The sequence below is a fragment of the Roseicyclus sp. genome (assembly GCF_018402035.1).
GTDB lineage: Bacteria > Pseudomonadota > Alphaproteobacteria > Rhodobacterales > Rhodobacteraceae > Roseicyclus.
In genome coordinates, this window is the sequence record NZ_JAGYJN010000007.1 from 1 (window position 1) to 15436 (window position 15436).

The 15436-nt window shown below is 60.9% G+C and carries 19 protein-coding genes; 11 read left to right on the forward strand and 8 right to left on the reverse strand.

The window, feature by feature from the left end; all coding sequences use genetic code 11:
- Nucleotides 1-603, reverse strand: a 603-nt coding sequence (locus KG698_RS11635) for a TadE/TadG family type IV pilus assembly protein (RefSeq protein WP_213685751.1), incomplete at its 3' end; no start/stop codon positions are given.
- 217 nt (nucleotides 604-820) lie between these two features.
- Between KG698_RS11635 and KG698_RS11640 the strand changes: the two genes are divergently transcribed.
- Nucleotides 821-2254: a Glu/Leu/Phe/Val dehydrogenase gene (locus KG698_RS11640; protein ID WP_213685752.1), complete on the forward strand. Its 1434-nt coding sequence runs from the start codon at nucleotides 821-823 to the stop codon at nucleotides 2252-2254.
- Between the two features lie 3 nt (nucleotides 2255-2257).
- Here KG698_RS11640 and KG698_RS11645 read toward each other — a convergent pair whose 3' ends face one another.
- Entirely contained in the window at nucleotides 2258-2782 is a 525-nt protein-coding gene (locus KG698_RS11645) for a hypothetical protein (RefSeq protein WP_213685753.1), read from the reverse strand.
- 155 nt (nucleotides 2783-2937) lie between these two features.
- On the opposite strand from KG698_RS11645, the gene KG698_RS11650 reads away from it, so the two are divergent.
- Complete coding sequence (locus tag KG698_RS11650) at nucleotides 2938-3849, forward strand: pirin family protein (RefSeq protein WP_213685754.1); 912 nt, start codon at nucleotides 2938-2940, stop codon at nucleotides 3847-3849.
- 65 nt (nucleotides 3850-3914) lie between these two features.
- Entirely contained in the window at nucleotides 3915-4673 is a 759-nt protein-coding gene (locus tag KG698_RS11655) for an alpha/beta fold hydrolase (RefSeq protein WP_213685755.1), read from the forward strand.
- Here KG698_RS11655 and KG698_RS11660 read toward each other — a convergent pair.
- On the reverse strand, nucleotides 4670-5167 hold the full coding sequence (locus KG698_RS11660; RefSeq protein ID WP_213685756.1) for a cytochrome b/b6 domain-containing protein: 498 nt from the start codon (nucleotides 5165-5167) through the stop codon (nucleotides 4670-4672). The two genes, KG698_RS11655 and KG698_RS11660, sit on opposite strands and share 4 nt — an antisense overlap.
- A 973-nt stretch (nucleotides 5168-6140) precedes the next feature.
- On the opposite strand from KG698_RS11660, the gene KG698_RS11665 reads away from it, so the two are divergent.
- From KG698_RS11665 to KG698_RS15855, 3 genes are all read left to right on the forward strand, one after another.
- The gene (locus KG698_RS11665; protein WP_213685757.1) at nucleotides 6141-6422 is read left to right on the forward strand and encodes a hypothetical protein; all 282 of its coding nucleotides are present in this window, start codon (nucleotides 6141-6143) and stop codon (nucleotides 6420-6422) included.
- Between the two features lie 171 nt (nucleotides 6423-6593).
- A complete protein-coding gene (locus tag KG698_RS15600; protein WP_300983734.1) occupies nucleotides 6594-7073 on the forward strand; it encodes a hypothetical protein in 480 nt (159 codons plus the stop codon).
- The gene (locus KG698_RS15855) at nucleotides 7016-7234 is read left to right on the forward strand and encodes a hypothetical protein (protein ID WP_367114090.1); all 219 of its coding nucleotides are present in this window, start codon (nucleotides 7016-7018) and stop codon (nucleotides 7232-7234) included. Before KG698_RS15600 ends, KG698_RS15855 begins: the two co-directional genes overlap by 58 nt.
- Nucleotides 7235-7434: 200 nt before the next feature.
- On the opposite strand, the gene lepA is transcribed toward KG698_RS15855, so the two are convergent.
- The 5 genes from lepA to rpmB form a co-directional block, all read right to left on the reverse strand.
- The gene (gene lepA, locus KG698_RS11675; RefSeq protein WP_213685759.1) at nucleotides 7435-9234 is read right to left on the reverse strand and encodes a translation elongation factor 4; all 1800 of its coding nucleotides are present in this window, start codon (nucleotides 9232-9234) and stop codon (nucleotides 7435-7437) included.
- Nucleotides 9235-9272: 38 nt separating this feature from the next.
- Nucleotides 9273-9431: a hypothetical protein gene (locus KG698_RS11680; protein WP_213685760.1), complete on the reverse strand. Its 159-nt coding sequence runs from the start codon at nucleotides 9429-9431 to the stop codon at nucleotides 9273-9275.
- Nucleotides 9415-9915, reverse strand: a complete 501-nt coding sequence (locus tag KG698_RS11685; protein ID WP_213685761.1) for a copper chaperone PCu(A)C — start codon at nucleotides 9913-9915, stop codon at nucleotides 9415-9417. The genes KG698_RS11680 and KG698_RS11685 overlap by 17 nt, the downstream gene beginning before the upstream one ends.
- A 48-nt stretch (nucleotides 9916-9963) precedes the next feature.
- Nucleotides 9964-10332 carry a hypothetical protein gene (locus tag KG698_RS11690; protein WP_213685762.1) on the reverse strand — a complete coding sequence of 123 codons (369 nt, stop codon included), beginning with the start codon at nucleotides 10330-10332 and terminating at the stop codon, nucleotides 9964-9966.
- Between the two features lie 104 nt (nucleotides 10333-10436).
- Nucleotides 10437-10727, reverse strand: a complete 291-nt coding sequence (gene rpmB / locus KG698_RS11695; protein ID WP_213685763.1) for a 50S ribosomal protein L28 — start codon at nucleotides 10725-10727, stop codon at nucleotides 10437-10439.
- A 178-nt stretch (nucleotides 10728-10905) separates the two neighbouring features.
- Here rpmB and KG698_RS11700 point away from each other — a divergent pair, with 178 nt between their 5' ends.
- The 5 genes from KG698_RS11700 (at nucleotide 10906) to KG698_RS11720 (ending at nucleotide 15325) form a co-directional block, all read left to right on the forward strand.
- A complete protein-coding gene (locus tag KG698_RS11700) occupies nucleotides 10906-11559 on the forward strand; it encodes a DUF2161 domain-containing phosphodiesterase (protein ID WP_213685833.1) in 654 nt (217 codons plus the stop codon).
- 156 nt (nucleotides 11560-11715) lie between these two features.
- On the forward strand, nucleotides 11716-12186 hold the full coding sequence (gene nrdR / locus KG698_RS11705; protein WP_213685764.1) for a transcriptional regulator NrdR: 471 nt from the start codon (nucleotides 11716-11718) through the stop codon (nucleotides 12184-12186).
- Nucleotides 12187-12189: 3 nt separating this feature from the next.
- Nucleotides 12190-13290 (forward strand): bifunctional diaminohydroxyphosphoribosylaminopyrimidine deaminase/5-amino-6-(5-phosphoribosylamino)uracil reductase RibD, encoded by a 1101-nt coding sequence (ribD, locus tag KG698_RS11710; RefSeq protein WP_213685765.1) that lies wholly within the window; start codon nucleotides 12190-12192, stop codon nucleotides 13288-13290.
- 65 nt (nucleotides 13291-13355) lie between these two features.
- Nucleotides 13356-14114: a fumarylacetoacetate hydrolase family protein gene (locus tag KG698_RS11715; RefSeq protein WP_213685766.1), complete on the forward strand. Its 759-nt coding sequence runs from the start codon at nucleotides 13356-13358 to the stop codon at nucleotides 14112-14114.
- Nucleotides 14115-14398: 284 nt separating this feature from the next.
- The gene (locus KG698_RS11720) at nucleotides 14399-15325 is read left to right on the forward strand and encodes a hypothetical protein (RefSeq protein ID WP_213685767.1); all 927 of its coding nucleotides are present in this window, start codon (nucleotides 14399-14401) and stop codon (nucleotides 15323-15325) included.
- Nucleotides 15326-15436 lie beyond the last annotated feature (111 nt).

The window sequence follows — 15436 nt, forward strand, 5'->3', positions numbered from 1 at the left end:
ATGGCGCCAGAGAATTTCCACCACTTTTGAGACACAACCATCGTTCGCTTCTAGAATACTCGTCACGAATTCGCGCGCTGCTGGTTTGAGGTTGGTCATGCGATCAAGAAACATCATTGATCCAGAGATATCGAGAACGAGCGAGACCTCAACCTTTGGAATGCGCTCTTCAGCGGCACCGCTCGCAAAAGACGTCAACACCCTTTGGCCAAAAAGCTTCATGAAAAGCGTTTGAACATCGACCTCGGCCTCGACGGCGACGCGGCGGAAATTGATGTTGCGCTCGACATCAACACTCAAGCGATAATTCTCAAAGCCCGCGGTTTCAAAGTAGTTGCGCACAACCCCTTCGGCATCGCGCTGCTGGTTGAGCGAGGCGGCCGCCAGAACCGCGCGATCCAGTGTAGATTGCAGCTGCGACCGCTGCGCCTCGAAGCGCATCAAATCGACGGCAATACCGCCCACCCCGACCATCAAGACAAAAACCGCCATTGCGAACACGGTAATGGTGCCATCTTCGCGTCGCATGAACCGTTGGGCAATGCCATGCGTAGCCCTTAGGGCTGCTTTCGGGACGAGGCGTTCTGCTTCGCATGGGCGCAAGGTCTTTCTCCTCTCAACGCTGGCCCCGGCAAGAGGTGAACGGGGCCATGCGCCTCGATGCCCGGCGAGCGGGGCAAAAATATGTCCCAATCGGGCCATTACATGACAATTTGACGACCCCCTCACTCAAGGGTTGAGTTGCAGGGCGGCCTATGGCTTGCTGGCCGCAGCGGTGCCGCACCCATGGGCCGGGTGCCGCGTGCAGGGGGATTTTGTGATGCAGACGCAAGCAGGCGAGCCGAGTTTTCGCCAATCGGTCGATTTGATGTTCAACCGCGCCGCCGCGCTGATGGATTTGCCGCCGGGGCTGGCCGAAAAGATCCGGGTCTGCAACGCGACCTATATCGTGCGCTTCGGTGTGCGGCTTAGGGGCGAAATCCGCACCTTTACCGGCTATCGCTCGGTCCATTCCGAACATATGGAACCCGTCAAGGGCGGCATCCGCTACGCGCTGGCCGTCAACCAAGACGAGGTGGAGGCGCTGGCCGCGCTGATGACCTATAAATGCGCGCTGGTTGAGGCACCTTTTGGCGGCTCGAAGGGGGGGCTTTGCATCGATCCCCGCGAATACAGCGAAGAAGAACTGGAAAAGATCACCCGCCGCTTTGCCTATGAGTTGATCAAGCGCGACCTGATCAACCCCGCCCAGAACGTGCCAGCCCCCGATATGGGCACCGGCCCGCGTGAAATGGCGATTATCGCCGATCAATATGCGCGCATGCACACCACCGATATCAACGCGCGCGCCTGTGTCACCGGCAAACCCATTCACGCGGGCGGCATCCAAGGCCGGGTCGAGGCGACGGGGCGGGGCGTGCAATACGCGCTTCGCGAGTTCTTCCGCTATCCCGAGGATGCGGCCAAAGCGGGCCTTTCGGGCACGCTCGAGGGCAAGCGCGTGGTGGTGCAGGGCTTGGGCAATGTGGGCTATCACGCGGCCCTGTTTCTCAGCACCGAGGATGGCTGCAAGATCACCCATGTGATCGAACATGATGGCGCGGTGGTGAATGAGAACGGCCTTGATATCGCGGCGCTGCGCGACTGGATCGTGGCCCATGGCGGGGTCAAGGATTGCCCGCTAGGCACCTATCACGCCGAGGGCGCGCGCCTGCTCGAGGCGGAATGCGACATCCTCATCCCCGCCGCGATGGAGGGGGTGATCAACCTCCACAATGCCGCCGCGATCAAGGCGCCCCTGATCATCGAGGCGGCCAATGGCCCGGTGACCGCAGGCGCCGATGAGATCTTGCGCAATAAGGGCACGGTGATCATCCCCGACCTCTACGCCAATGCGGGCGGTGTCACGGTCAGCTATTTCGAATGGGTCAAGAACCTGTCCCATATCCGCTTTGGCCGGATGCAGCGCCGCCAAGAGGAATCGCGCCACCAGCTTTTGGTCGATGAGCTTGAGCGCATCAGCCGCGACAGCTCGATCAACTGGACACTTTCGCCGGGCTTCAAAGAGAAATACCTGCGCGGCGCGGGTGAGCTGGAACTGGTCCGCTCAGGGCTCGACGACACGATGCGCGCGGCCTACCAATCCATGCGGCAGGTCTGGTGGGAACGCGACGGTGTCCACGATCTGCGCACCGCGGGCTTCCTCGTCTCCATCGGCCGCGTGGCCAAGGCGTATCAGGCCAAGGGGATCTAGACCTCAGCTTGGCCGCTTGGGCATCTCGCCGTTCATCTCGGCCACGATGATCTTGATCAGGTCGGCCACAGGCTTGGCTTGGCTGGGGGCCGTGGCCCCACCGACCGCGACGCGCCGACCCGCCCGCCACCATAGCGCTGGCGCATAGACGCGCCCGCGTGTGGTTGGGGCCTTGAGCCGCACCAAGAACCCGCCCGCTGGCTTGAACGCAAAGATTGAGCGGTCGACGCTCTCGACCTCGTCCAAGGCGAAAAGCACGCGCCCGCCCACTTCGCGCAGTTCGGTGCGCGTCAATTCCACCGCGACCGCCGTCGCCACCCAGACCCGCCACGATAGGTAAAGCGACCCAAGCCCAAGGATCACCAGAAAGGCCAGCCAGCCGAAATCCGCAGGTGGCGTTGCGGCGGCAATATAGACCAGCATAAAGCCCAACATGCCCACCACGCCGGTCGTGAACACGCGGCGCACCGGATGCGGGTCGATGGTGGCCAGCACCTCGTTGGGGTCGGGGGTTTTGCGTTTGGGCATTGTGTCTCGCCTATTGCTTGCGCGCCCCATACCCCGTCGCGGATGATTTGGCGAGACTTGCGCATCATTGCACAGTCACAGTGTGCGCATCCCCCTTTGCCGCGTGGCCCGCGACCGCTACATCACAGGCCAAGACACAAAGGAGTGCTACGACCATGTCGATCCGCCCCATTCTGGAAACCCGCCGCGCCAAACCCACGATGGAGGGGGCAGGCGTCCATCTGCACCGCGCCTTCGGGTTCCAAGACCCGACCGAGTTGGACCCGTTTTTGCTGTTCGACGATTTCCGCAATGATGACCCGATGTTTTATCGCGACGGCTTCCCCTGGCACCCACATCGCGGGATCGAGACGATCACCTATGTGCTGGCGGGCACGGTCGAGCATGCCGACAGCCTTGGCAATCGCGGCCGCCTTGGGCCGGGGTCGGTGCAATGGATGACCGCCGGATCGGGCATCTTGCATCAGGAAATGCCCTTGGGCAACGCGCGCGGCCAGATGCATGGCTTCCAGCTTTGGGGCAACCTGCCCGGTAGCCAGAAAATGACCGCGCCGCGCTACCAAGATATCCAAGGGGCCGAAATCCCCGAGCTGACCGATGATGACGGCACCCATGTGCGGGTCATTACAGGCGAATTCTGGGGCAAGCGCGGCCCGGTCGATGGCATTGCCGCCGATCCGCAATACCTCGATATCTCCATGCCTGCGGGGGTGAAGAAAACCTTTCGGATCGACACCTACCGCCGTGCCTTTGCTTATATCTTCGAGGGTCAGGCAGCCTTTGCCGATGCGTCACGGCCGCAAGGTGTGCTGCTCGAAAAAGAGGTGATGGGCCAAGAGCTGAATATCCGCGACATGTCGGGGGACCGCACCTTGGTGCGCTTTGGCACGGGCGACGAGGTGACGGTGCAAGCTGGCCCCAATGGCGTGCGCTTCCTGCTGATCTCGGGCGCCCCGATCGAGGAACCCGTCGCATGGCACGGCCCCATCGTGATGAACACCCAAGAAGAATTGCAGCAAGCCATGCGCGACCTGCGCAACGGCACCTTCATCAAGCCCGCGCATTGAGAACGGACCCGGCCCCGCCACGGCGGGGCTGGCTTTTGCCACGCGCTTTCGCCTAGTCTTGGTGCATGCTCCAGACCGTGACCATGGGTGCCGATCACACCCGCCCGCCCATCTTGATCGCGCATGGCCTGTTCGGCTCGGCGCGCAACTGGGGCGTGATCGCGCGCCGCCTGTCCGAAGATCGCCGTGTTCTGACGGTCGATATGCGCAACCATGGCGACAGCCCTTGGGCCGACAGCCATACCTACCCCGATTTGGCAGAGGATCTGGCCGAGGTGATTGCCGCCCATGGTGGGCAGGCCGATGTGTTGGGCCATTCGATGGGCGGCAAGGCGGCAATGGCGCTCGCTTTAACGCACCCCACCCTTGTGCGACGTCTCATCGTGGCCGATATCGCGCCTGTCGCATATGGGCACACCCAAATGCATCTGATCGACGCGATGCGCGCGGTCGATTTATCGGTGATCGAGACACGCCGCGACGCCGATCTGCAACTTGCCCAATCGGTCTCAACCGATGGGGTGCGCGCCTTTTTGCTGCAATCGCTGGATGTAAAGGGGCGGTGCTGGCGGTTGAACCTTGATGCCTTGGAACGCTTCATGCCCGCGATCTTGGGCTGGCCTAGGCTTGGCGACACATTTCCCGGCCCGACCCTGTTCTTGTCTGGGGCGCTGTCCGATTATGTGCAGCCCGAACATCGCCCCACGATCAAATCGCTGTTTCCCAACGCGCGCTTTGCCAAGATCCCCGGCGCGGGACATTGGCTCCATGCCGACCGCCCGCGCGAATTCGAAGCGACAATCGCGGCCTATTTCAACGCTTAATCCTGCGCCCGCATCATTCGTTTGAGGATACCCGTCTTCCAAACAAGTTGATGCAAGACGACCGCGCCGATATGGGCCAGCACAAGCAGCATCAGAAGCGTTTTCAGAACCTCATGCGCCTCACCTGCGGCCTCCATCTGGCCGCCCCATGCCAAGGCACCGGTCACGGGCAATGCGATGAGCAGCCCGTAAAGCGCCAGATGCGCGGCATGGCCTGCCTTGCGGAACACTTCGGGCTCGCCCTCGGGTGCGGGCGGGGTGCCGCGATCATTGCGCAAGATCAGCCGCCAACAGGCCAAAAGCAAGATCAGCGCGCCGCCAATGATATGGCCGATCACCGGGGCGGACATGGCATAGACGCCTGTGTCTTTTGCGACATCATAGGCATCCGCGATCCCCTCATGCAGCACGAATTGCAGCACGACCAAGAGCGCGACCACCCAATGCAAGATGATCTGTTGGCGGCTATATCCCTGCGGCTGTGGCTGTGGCATGGCGATCTCGCTTTGATTGATACGCTTGCGAGCCTACCACGCCGGTGCGTCGGTTTCGAGATTAAAGGGCACATACCACATGTTGCGGCTTTGCAAGGATCCTGCCCCGATATGGCGCATAGGCCGAGATATGGTTGCGCAACGCAGGGTCGGCCCCTAAACGCAACATCACAGGTGCGTACGACGCGGTCGCATTGCAGGGGCGGGGTTGGCTTTGGGCCGGCTCCGCCTTTCATATTTCTGCGATGCAGCATGGTGCAATAGATGAAGACGTCAGGTGCTTAGACGCGGTCTTCGCATTGCCTGACGCCTTCTTTCGGACCAACACCCCGAGGGGTGTTTTGCCCTATGATAACCGACCGATCTTGCGACCAATCGATCCCGGTACCCGTGGTCGCAAGACCCCGTCTACCTTCCCGATCTAGCGGTCCAAGACCGCCCGACCGGGCCACCGTATTGCCCATCCCCAAAGGGCTGGCCAATCCAGCGCGCCACCTGTCCTTCCCGTCCGGTAGCAGACCCAAGTCCTTGATCCAAAGATCATTTACCCCGATCTACCCCAGTCCGTCCGGCATTCCAGCATCGCCTGCAAAGCACGAGTCCTTGCTGCGTTTCGCCTTTGGCCTCCGGGCCTGTCGCGCCCCGCTTCGGTTGCCCTTGGCGGTGATCAAATGGTCTCAAACACCCCCTCATCGCGCAAGCATGAAGCAGTGCAGCATAAAAATTTCCTGTGGAGGGAATGGTGGAATTCCGGTGAGTGTAGGGCGATTTCGGGCCTTTGATCAGCGGTTTGCCGGGTGCTGCTTGATGTAACGATTTCATGACGTTTTTCTGCGTCTGCAAAGGGGTTTTTGCCGCGAAAATCCCCGGATGCCGCCCGCACTGACCGCGAATCCCCCCCTTTTGCGCCGCATCAACCCGTCCGCACCGCGCCCGTGCAAGGCTGGCGGACACGCAACCAAGGGGGGAGCAGATGATCTCGCTCGAGGATATGGAGGATATGTGCTGCCTGACGCGGGCCGAGATCGCGCAGGTGGCCGCCCATGAACACATCACCGAAGAAGCCGCCGTAGCCGAGATCGAGCGGCTGATGCACCAGCATGGTGGGCCGCAGGCACTCAACCAGATGCTATGCGAAGATATCCGCGCGGCGCTGCATGCCGATGATGTGGCCGAGGCGCGACGGCTCTTCGCGCTCCTGCGCGGGTTTCTGGCGGAGCATCCCGAGGCTGTGCGGGGGGCGGGTGAGGGGTAGGGTGGGTGAAACCCACGCGCATGCGCGGGTCATGGGGGTGGTGTGGGGTGGAACCTCAATTTGCACCAGCTATTGTTCACTAATGATTTACGTTGAGTGAGTATGCTGCCACCTTGTCAATCTTGTATGTCACCCTGATCTATGTAATTCTGATAGGCAATCTGGAGGCGCGTGAAAAGTTGGAGCTGGAAAAGAGGGCTTAGAACTGGGTTTGCGGATGGTTTCGCATCTCCATTCGTTTTGTTTTTGGGCCGGCGCCATCGTTATGCATATCGTCACTACGATGGCTTAGCGATTGCTTGGCAAGAAGTTGGTAATGATCTTCATGCAGCCATGACGGCTGAGGGTGTACTAGTTGACGAAGCCAATAAGCGCCAAAAGTCAGATCAGTTACCCACTGAGCAAGGCCAAACTGACGATTTGGCGATCGAAATTGACCGCATGATTGGGAGTAACGTCCCGCAAAAGCAACGTGAGGTCATCGTAGAGCGGTTGACCCGTTTGATGATCAGCGAAAGTTTTCTGGCCCCTTGCCGCACCCACGGCACTTACGCGGCTATGAAGAGACCAGCCCAGGTGCCGCGGAACGCATCATTGCCATGGCAGAAAGTCGCCAAAAGCACCACGAAGATATGGATCGGCGGGTTTTGAATGCCGAAAAATCTGATCGGGATTTAGGCATGTGGCTAGGTGCCGGGGCCTTCACGTTACTTGTGGTTAGTGCGCTCATCAGCGCATTGATATTGGAAAGCGAAATAGTTCAGGGCTATTCCTGGGGGCTGCCGCTCTTGGTGCTGTTGGGTTGTTTGTGAAGGGCAGGACCAATGGAAATTGAAACGCGTCGAGAATTTATCGCCAACTCGTGAGGCATCCATATCGCTTGGGGTGGGGTTGCACTCCAAGCATTTGCGCCGTTGACCGCAGGGAACGGTGTGTTTTACCCATCCTACGGGATGGGGGTGGGCTCGGTGCACCCTTTGATGGGGGTCAGGTTTGGTGGGTTTCACCCACCCTACGAATCCATCTTCAACGCATTGATAAACGCCGACTGCGGGATTTCCACCTTCCCGAACTGGCGCATCTTCTTCTTTCCCGCTTTCTGCTTGTCCAAGAGCTTGCGCTTGCGGGTGGCATCCCCGCCGTAGCACTTGGCGGTCACATCCTTGCGCATGGCCGACAGCGTTTCGCGCGCGATGACGCGGCCGCCGATGGCGGCTTGGATCGGGATCTTGAACATATGGCGCGGGATCAGCTCTTTGAGCTTTTCGACCAGCTGGCGGCCACGCCCCTCGGCCCGGTCGCGGTGCACCATCATGGAAAGCGCATCGACAGGCTCGTCATTCACAAGGATCGACATCTTGACCAGATAATCCTCGCGGTAGCCGATCATCTGGTAGTCGAAACTCGCATAGCCCTTGGTCACCGATTTCAGCCGGTCATAGAAATCGAACACCACCTCGTTCAGCGGCAAATCATAGACCACCATCGCGCGGCTTCCGGCATAGGTTAGGTCAAGCTGTTCGCCGCGCCGATCTTGGCAAAGCTTCAGCACATCGCCCAGGTATTCGTCGGGCACCAAGATCGTGGCCTTGATGCGCGGCTCTTCGATATGATCGACAAAGGTCAGGTCGGGCATATCGGCGGGGTTGTGCAGCTCCACCATCGTGCCGTCGCGCATATGGACATGGTAGATCACGCTGGGTGCCGTAGTGATCAGGTCGATGTCATATTCGCGTTCCAGCCGGTCGCGGATCACCTCAAGATGCAACAGCCCCAAAAAGCCGCAGCGGAAACCAAAGCCAAGGGCGGCTGATGTCTCCATCTCCGAGGTGAAAGAGGCGTCGTTCAGCGCCAGCTTTTCGATCGCGTCGCGCAGATCCTCGAACTCATTGGTATCGACAGGGAAGAGGCCGCAAAACACCACCGGCACCGAGGGTTTGAAGCCCGGAAGCGGTGTTTCGCATTGACGCTTTTCATGGGTGACGGTGTCGCCCACGCGGGTGTCGCGCACCAGCTTGATCTGGGCCGTCAGAAAGCCGATCTCGCCCGGCCCAAGCTCGGCGATATCTTGCATCGCGGGTTTGAAGACGCCGAGGCGGTCGATCTGATAGCTGCCGCCCGTGCGCATCATGCGGATGCGGTCGCCCTTTTTCACAATGCCGTCGATGACACGGATCAGCACGACCACGCCCAGATAGGGGTCATAGTAGCTATCGACCAGCATCGCCTTAAGGGGTGCGTCGCGATCACCCTTCGGCGCGGGAAGGCGGGTGACAATCGCCTCCAGCACATCGGGGATGCCAAGGCCGGTCTTGGCCGATATTTCCACGGCGTTCGAGGCGTCGATGCCGATCACATCCTCGATCTGTTCCTTGACGCGGGCAGGCTCGGCCGCGGGCAGGTCGATCTTGTTGAGCACCGGCACGATCTCGTGATCGGCATCGATGGCCTGATAAACATTGGCCAGCGTTTGCGCCTCGACCCCTTGGGAGGCGTCGACCACCAAAAGTGAGCCTTCGACCGCCTGCATCGAGCGGCTGACCTCATAGGCGAAATCGACATGGCCGGGGGTGTCGATCAGGTTCAAGATATAGGTATGCCCGTCGCGCGCGGGGTATTCGATGCGCACGGTATTGGCCTTGATGGTGATGCCGCGCTCGCGCTCGATATCCATACTGTCAAGGATTTGCGCCTGCATATCACGCTCGGCCACGGTGCCGGTCAGCTGGATCAGCCGATCGGCAAGCGTGGATTTGCCGTGGTCGATATGGGCGACGATAGAGAAATTGCGGATGCGCGAAAGCTCGGTCATGGACGGCCTGCAAGGGAACTGGTTGCAGGGGAGATAGCTTAACCCACGCGGTGGGGAAAGGGGCTGTGCGCGATTGGGAAATGCGCCGCAGCAGGCATGATCGCGCCCCGATCCTTGGCCATCACGGCCAAAGCCCCGCGACCCTTGCCCGACAGGCATGGATCGCGGGGAAATATAGGCTCAGCCGCCGTTTCCATGGCCGCTGTGATCCATCTGGCCATGCTGCATGCCGCCCGCGCTATGGCCGGGCATGCGTTCCAGATCGACGGGCACCTCGATGGTGATCGGATCGGAGTTCTTGAACTCCAGCGTCAAGGTAAAGCTATCGCCATGTTCCAGCGTGCGGGTCAGCCCCAACAACATCACATGCAGCCCGCCGCGTTCCAGCATTACGGTCTCATCGGCGGCCATGGGAATGCCGCCCTCGACCTCGACCATGCGCATCACGCCCTCGGCGTTCATGATATGGGTGTGCAACTCCACCCGCGCGGCAACATCGGAACTGGCGCCGGTCAGTACCTCGGGGAAATCATTGTGGTTATAGATGGTCATGAAGACCGCGCCGGATTGGGCCATCGCGCTGGCGACGCGGGCATAGGCGTCTTCGATCACGACATGGGCGCTGGCAAAGCCGGGCAAAAGGGCCAAGAGCCCCGCGAAAAGGGTAGTTTTGGTGGACATGGGTGTGTCTCCGTCCGAAAGGGATTGGATCGTGTCAGGTTGGGGGGATCAGCCCGCCAAGGGCGGTGCCCTTGCCTGACCACCGGGCGCGGCACGCGCGGGCGACCAATGGGTCGTGACGGAAAGATAGACCAAGCCTGACCACGCAAGCTTGCGCGCCGGCCCATGCAGCGCGGGTGGCAGATCGCTCGCCACGCTCAGACAATCAAGGCACGCGCTCCAATCCAAGGTGACAGGCGCGCCTGCGGCATCAAACAGCGGCAGGCCGTCATGGGCAAAAACGATGGGGGCGGGTGCGGTGATGGTGCAAAGCTGCCCATCGGCGGCCATCGCACCGCGCGCCATGCCCGCACCGATCCCGGTGGCGATCATCGCCAAGCCGACAAGCGAGAACAAAATGGCGCGAAGCTGCTGCATCAGCGTGATGTGGCCCGTCGCGCGCCCCGGGGGAACGCGACAAAATGTCAAACGCCCCGCAGGCCAAGCCGCGAGGCGTTCATCTCTCATCCGATCAAAAGCGTTCAGGCCTGTGCGGCCTTGGCTTTATCGATCTCTTTTTTGATCTTCAGCGCCTTGTCCGAAAGCTCCACATCCTTGGCCTTGGCCATGAATGCGTCCAGACCACCGCGGTGATCGACAGTGCGCAAAGCAGCGTTCGAGATGCGCAGCTTGAAGCTACGATCAAGAATCTCTGAGCCCAGCGTCACCTCGGAGAGGTTCGGCAAGAAACGGCGCCGGGTCTTGTTGTTGGCGTGGCTGACATTGTTGCCAACCATCGGGCCTTTGCCGGTCAGTTCGCAGACACGCGACATGGCATTATTCCTCGAATCTCGGATACGTCAAAGGGCGTAGGCCGTGGCCTCGCCCGGAAATCTTGCGGGGGGATACGGGGCGTGCCCGGCGGTGTCAAGCCGGGAATCGGCCCCTTTGCTTGTTCCGCGCCGCCACAGCGGGCAAGATGGGCGCAAATCGCGCATGAAACGGGCCATGATGCAAGAAACTGCGCTTTACCCACCGATCAAGGCCTATCTCGAAGCTGCAGGCTATACCGTTAAGGCCGAGATCGGGCCTGCCGATGTCATGGCGCTGCGCGGTGACGAGGCGCCGGTGCTGGTCGAGCTGAAAACCGGCTTTTCGCTGACCCTGTTTCATCAGGCCATCGCCCGCCAAGCGATCAGCGACATGGTCTATCTGGCCGTGCCGATGGGCCAAGGGCGGCGGTTCCAAAAAGCCTTGGCCGAAAATCTGGCGCTGGCCCGGCGTTTGGGGCTGGGGGTGATGACCGTGCGGCTCTCGACCGGGCTTGTCGTGGTGCATTGCGACCCCGGCCCTTACGCGCCGCGCAAATCGCCGCGCAAGCGCCAAGCCTTGATGTCAGAGTTTGCCCGGCGGCGGGGCGATCCGAACCTTGGCGGGATGCAAGGCGCGCGCATGACCGCCTATCGCCAAGATGCGCTGGCCTGCGCGCGGCATCTGGCCGTGGCGGGGGCCATGCGCGGTGCGGCGGTCAAGGCTGCAACCGGCGTTGAACAGGCCACCCGGATGATGCGCGATAATCATTACGGCTGGTTTCTCGCCCTTGGCGCGGGGGTCTATGATGTGACCGAAACGGGCCGTGCCGCCCTTGGCCCCACCCCTGAGTGAGGCATCAAAGCCCCACATGCTGTGGTCGTGAAATGCCATCTACCCAACCCCTGTAGGCTGGCCTATAGTGGCTGTGGATAACAGGGGCATCAGACCCCAAGGATGAGGCAGGGGCAGGCCGGTCGGGCCGCCCGAGGGATGAAAAGGGGGACGCCGATGCGCTGCCCATTTTGCGGTAATGTCGATACCCAAGTGAAAGATTCGCGCCCCGCCGAGGATCATGTCGCGATCCGGCGGCGGCGGTTTTGCCCGGCCTGTGGTGGCCGTTTCACCACCTATGAGCGGGTGCAGTTGCGCGATCTGGTCGTGGTGAAATCCTCGGGCCGCCGCGAAGATTTCGACCGCGACAAGCTGGAGCGCTCGGTCCGCATCTCGATGCAAAAACGCCCCATCGAGCCGGAGCGGATCGACCAGATGGTCTCGGGCATCGTGCGGCGTCTCGAAAGCTTGGGCGAGACTGATATCTCGTCGAAACAGATCGGCGAGATCGTGATGGAGCGTTTGGCCGCCATCGACACCGTCGCCTATGTGCGCTTTGCCAGCGTCTATAAAAATTTCCAGGCGACTGATGATTTCGAGGATTTCCTCGCGGAACTGGCCCCGCCAAGCCCCAAGACTGACGGCTAAGCGATGAGCATGGGCGAAGACGACCGCTGGATGCGGTTGGCACTCGCCTTGGGCGCGCGGGGTCTGGGCCGGGTCTGGCCTAACCCTGCCGTCGGCTGTGTGATCGTCAAGGCGGGCCGCGTTTTGGGGCGCGGCTGGACCCAAGATGGCGGCCGCCCCCATGCGGAAACCATGGCCTTGGCCCAAGCGGGCGCGCAGGCGCGCGGGGCCACCGCCTATGTCAGCCTTGAACCCTGTTCCCACCACGGCAAAACCCCGCCTTGCGCCGATGCGCTGACCCGTGCCGGTGTGGCGCGCGTGGTGGTGGCTTTGGGCGATCCCGATCCGCGCGTCTCGGGGCGCGGTCTGGCGGCGCTCCGCGATGCTGGCATCCAAGTGACCGAAGGGGTCTGCACGCAAGAGGCGCAGCGCGCCCATCGCGGTTTTCTCACCCGTGTCGGCCAAGGTCGCCCGATGCTGACGCTGAAACTCGCCACCTCCGCCGATGGGCGGATCGCCACCGCCTCGGGCGAAAGCCAATGGATTACGGGGCCGCGCGCGCGCGCATGGGTGCATGGGATGCGCGCCTGCCATGACGCGGTGCTGGTGGGCGCGGGCACCGCGCGCGCCGATGACCCCAGCCTGACGGTGCGCGGGCTTGGCATCACCCATCAACCCGTCCGCATCGTGCTGTCGCGCCGTCTTGATCTGCCATTGGACAGCGCCCTGATGCGCAGCGCGCGCGATATTCCGGTTTGGCTTTGCCACGGCCCCGATGCGCCCGCGGCGGCGAAAACGGCGTGGGAAGCGGCAGGCGCAAGGCTGATCGCGGTCACAACGGGCCTTGGTGGCCAGCTTGATCTGGGCGCAGTGATGACCGCGCTTGGGGCGGCTGGGCTGACGCGCGTCTTTTGCGAGGGCGGCGGGATGCTGGCCGCCGGTCTTTTGGGCGCCGATCTGGTCGATGATCTGGCCCTGATCACGGCGGGCATGGTTTTGGGTGCCGAAGGCACGCCCGCCATCGGTGCCATGGGCATCGCCGCACTGGCCGAGGCACCGCGCTTTGCCTTGACCGAGACCCGCGCGCTGGGCGGCGATGTCCTTAGCCTTTGGTCGCGCGGCTGATCGGGCTTGCACCCCGGCCCCTCACGCGACAAACAAGACGCCAACGGATTTTGGGGGGGCAGATCATGCATTGGGCCAGAGGCATCACGCCAGCGGGTGAAACGATCACCGGCGTCATCATCAAGGACACGCTCGAGCCGCGCGCAGCACTCGGCGCGGACAAGGTCATCGGCGCGCCCATCCCGCTTGCCGATCTGACACGCTTGCCCCCCGTCGTGCCGGGCAAATTCATCGGGCTTTGGAACAATTTCAAAGCCGCCGCCGAGAAAAACGGGAATGAGCACCCCACCCATCCGCTCTACTTCCTCAAACCCGATAGCGCGCTGTCGGGGCCGGGGGCCACGGTCACGATCCCGGCATCCGCTGGCCGCGTGGTGTTCGAGGGCGAATTGGGCATCGTCATCGGCAAGACCTGCAAAGAGGTGACGCCCGAGGCCGCCCAAGACGCCATCTTGGGCTACACCTGCGTCAATGATTTCACTTCACTGGGCGTGCTTTTTGCCGACCCTTCCTTCCCGCAATGGACACGGTCCAAGGGCTTTGACGGCTTCGGCGTCATCGGCCCGGTGATCGCCACGGGGCTCGATTGGCGCGATCTGACCGTGCAGGTTTTGGTCAATGAGCGTGAGCGGCAATCCTACCCGGCCCATGACATGATCCTGTCGCCGCCCGAGATCGTGAGCTTGCTCTCCCACGACATGACCCTGAACCCCGGCGACGTCATCGCCTGCGGCACCTCGCTGGGGGCCGCCCCTGTGAAGGCGGGGATGGAGGTGGTCGTGGTGATCGAGGGGATTGGCGAGTTGTCGGTGGTGATGGGGTAGGGGGGCGAGGTGCTTGGCGGGGGGGCGTTGTGAAGGGCGGAGAGCGGACGTTGGCTGCGTCCGCGACGAATGGCACAAATGGCAGCAAGTGGGCTTTGCAAGGTTGCGTCGAATAACTGCGTTCACGCTCGTTTGCTGAAAGATGACCGATGCCAGAGTTTTGTAGCTTTCTTGTCTTTAGACCCGACGAAATCGAGTTGATCCACTCGATTTGCGCTGCAGCGAACTGGTCAACCCGGGATATTCCTGACCCATCTATGCGATATACCTTTTTCGAAAGAGACATGACAAAACTATCCCAATTCAGTACATTAAAGGATATTGGCATCCACCGCGAAGGGCAAGAAGGTGGAAGGTTGCTGCAGCTGGGTTCAAACAAAACTGAAGCTGACAACATTATTCAACTGGTCTGCGCGGCAAATGTCATTCTTGAAGGGTTCCCGTTTGTTGAGAACCCGCCCAGTTGCGGGTTCGAGCTTTCTGACGATGAAGCAGATCGGCAGGTAACGTTTGAGAACGTTTTTCGAAGCGATGGGTTCTTTCAATGGTTTACCTATCGTCATACGCTACCAGTCGCCGTTGCCATCGCCGCTGAAGCTTGGCGGGACAAGAAGCTAGTCTATGCCATTCACAAGTTGGCAACCAGCTACGAGACCGAGTGCGTAACGCCGTGGTCAATGCATCCTCGTTACGGGCAGGCGTTTGAAAAACACACCGACAGTTTTGCCTCGCACGTGGGAACGTCTGTAGCGATAAACCTTGCATATTCGGCCATCGAAGAACTTGATCTCGGCGTGAAGGCGAGCGGTGAGATGCCGAGATCGATTGGAAAAGGAACCTTCGTCTGGAACCCGGACGTCTTGAACCCATTCAAGGCACGTTTGCGAAAGGCTGGGATTGATCCAGAAAGAACGATTGATTGGGTAACCCGTGGTGAAAAATCCGAAGTACCCGTATATGAAATGTTCAATCAGCTTTCGGAGTATTCGAATGGGGTTGATGTTAGAGATCGTAAGGTTTCTTTGCCGGACGCGATCAATTTTAGTGAGTTCTTGCGTAGCAAAATGACAGCCCACGCATTTTCATCAGAGACCAATCGTCTCGGACCTTACGAGGTCTACAATGTTCAGCAAGTCGCTAGATTCCTGATTTTGTCGAAATGTAACCTATGGAACACTTGGACCGAGGAACTGAGAACGCGATACCATTAGGATCTTTGGAAAAAGCTGAAAAGCCAGAATCTGTCAGACGCGACGATGGGGTGCCCGCAATGGGGGTGTAGACCGGTCATTCGCTTTGCATCAACAACGGCAGGGCAGGGC

Coding starts and splice junctions, on each gene's coding strand:
- KG698_RS11700 (WP_213685833.1), top strand. CDS start 10,906: ATGCAAGAAACTGCGCTTTACCCACCGATCAAGGCCTATCTCGAAGCT.
- KG698_RS11645 (WP_213685753.1), bottom strand. CDS start 2,782: ATGCCCAAACGCAAAACCCCCGACCCCAACGAGGTGCTGGCCACCATC.
- KG698_RS11715 (WP_213685766.1), top strand. CDS start 13,356: ATGCATTGGGCCAGAGGCATCACGCCAGCGGGTGAAACGATCACCGGC.
- KG698_RS11640 (WP_213685752.1), top strand. CDS start 821: ATGCAGACGCAAGCAGGCGAGCCGAGTTTTCGCCAATCGGTCGATTTG.
- KG698_RS11655 (WP_213685755.1), top strand. CDS start 3,915: ATGCTCCAGACCGTGACCATGGGTGCCGATCACACCCGCCCGCCCATC.
- ribD (WP_213685765.1), top strand. CDS start 12,190: ATGAGCATGGGCGAAGACGACCGCTGGATGCGGTTGGCACTCGCCTTG.
- nrdR (WP_213685764.1), top strand. CDS start 11,716: ATGCGCTGCCCATTTTGCGGTAATGTCGATACCCAAGTGAAAGATTCG.
- KG698_RS11650 (WP_213685754.1), top strand. CDS start 2,938: ATGTCGATCCGCCCCATTCTGGAAACCCGCCGCGCCAAACCCACGATG.
- KG698_RS11685 (WP_213685761.1), bottom strand. CDS start 9,915: ATGTCCACCAAAACTACCCTTTTCGCGGGGCTCTTGGCCCTTTTGCCC.
- KG698_RS11665 (WP_213685757.1), top strand. CDS start 6,141: ATGATCTCGCTCGAGGATATGGAGGATATGTGCTGCCTGACGCGGGCC.
- KG698_RS11690 (WP_213685762.1), bottom strand. CDS start 10,332: ATGCAGCAGCTTCGCGCCATTTTGTTCTCGCTTGTCGGCTTGGCGATG.
- KG698_RS11680 (WP_213685760.1), bottom strand. CDS start 9,431: ATGGAAACGGCGGCTGAGCCTATATTTCCCCGCGATCCATGCCTGTCG.
- KG698_RS11660 (WP_213685756.1), bottom strand. CDS start 5,167: ATGCCACAGCCACAGCCGCAGGGATATAGCCGCCAACAGATCATCTTG.
- rpmB (WP_213685763.1), bottom strand. CDS start 10,727: ATGTCGCGTGTCTGCGAACTGACCGGCAAAGGCCCGATGGTTGGCAAC.
- KG698_RS11720 (WP_213685767.1), top strand. CDS start 14,399: ATGACAAAACTATCCCAATTCAGTACATTAAAGGATATTGGCATCCAC.
- lepA (WP_213685759.1), bottom strand. CDS start 9,234: ATGACCGAGCTTTCGCGCATCCGCAATTTCTCTATCGTCGCCCATATC.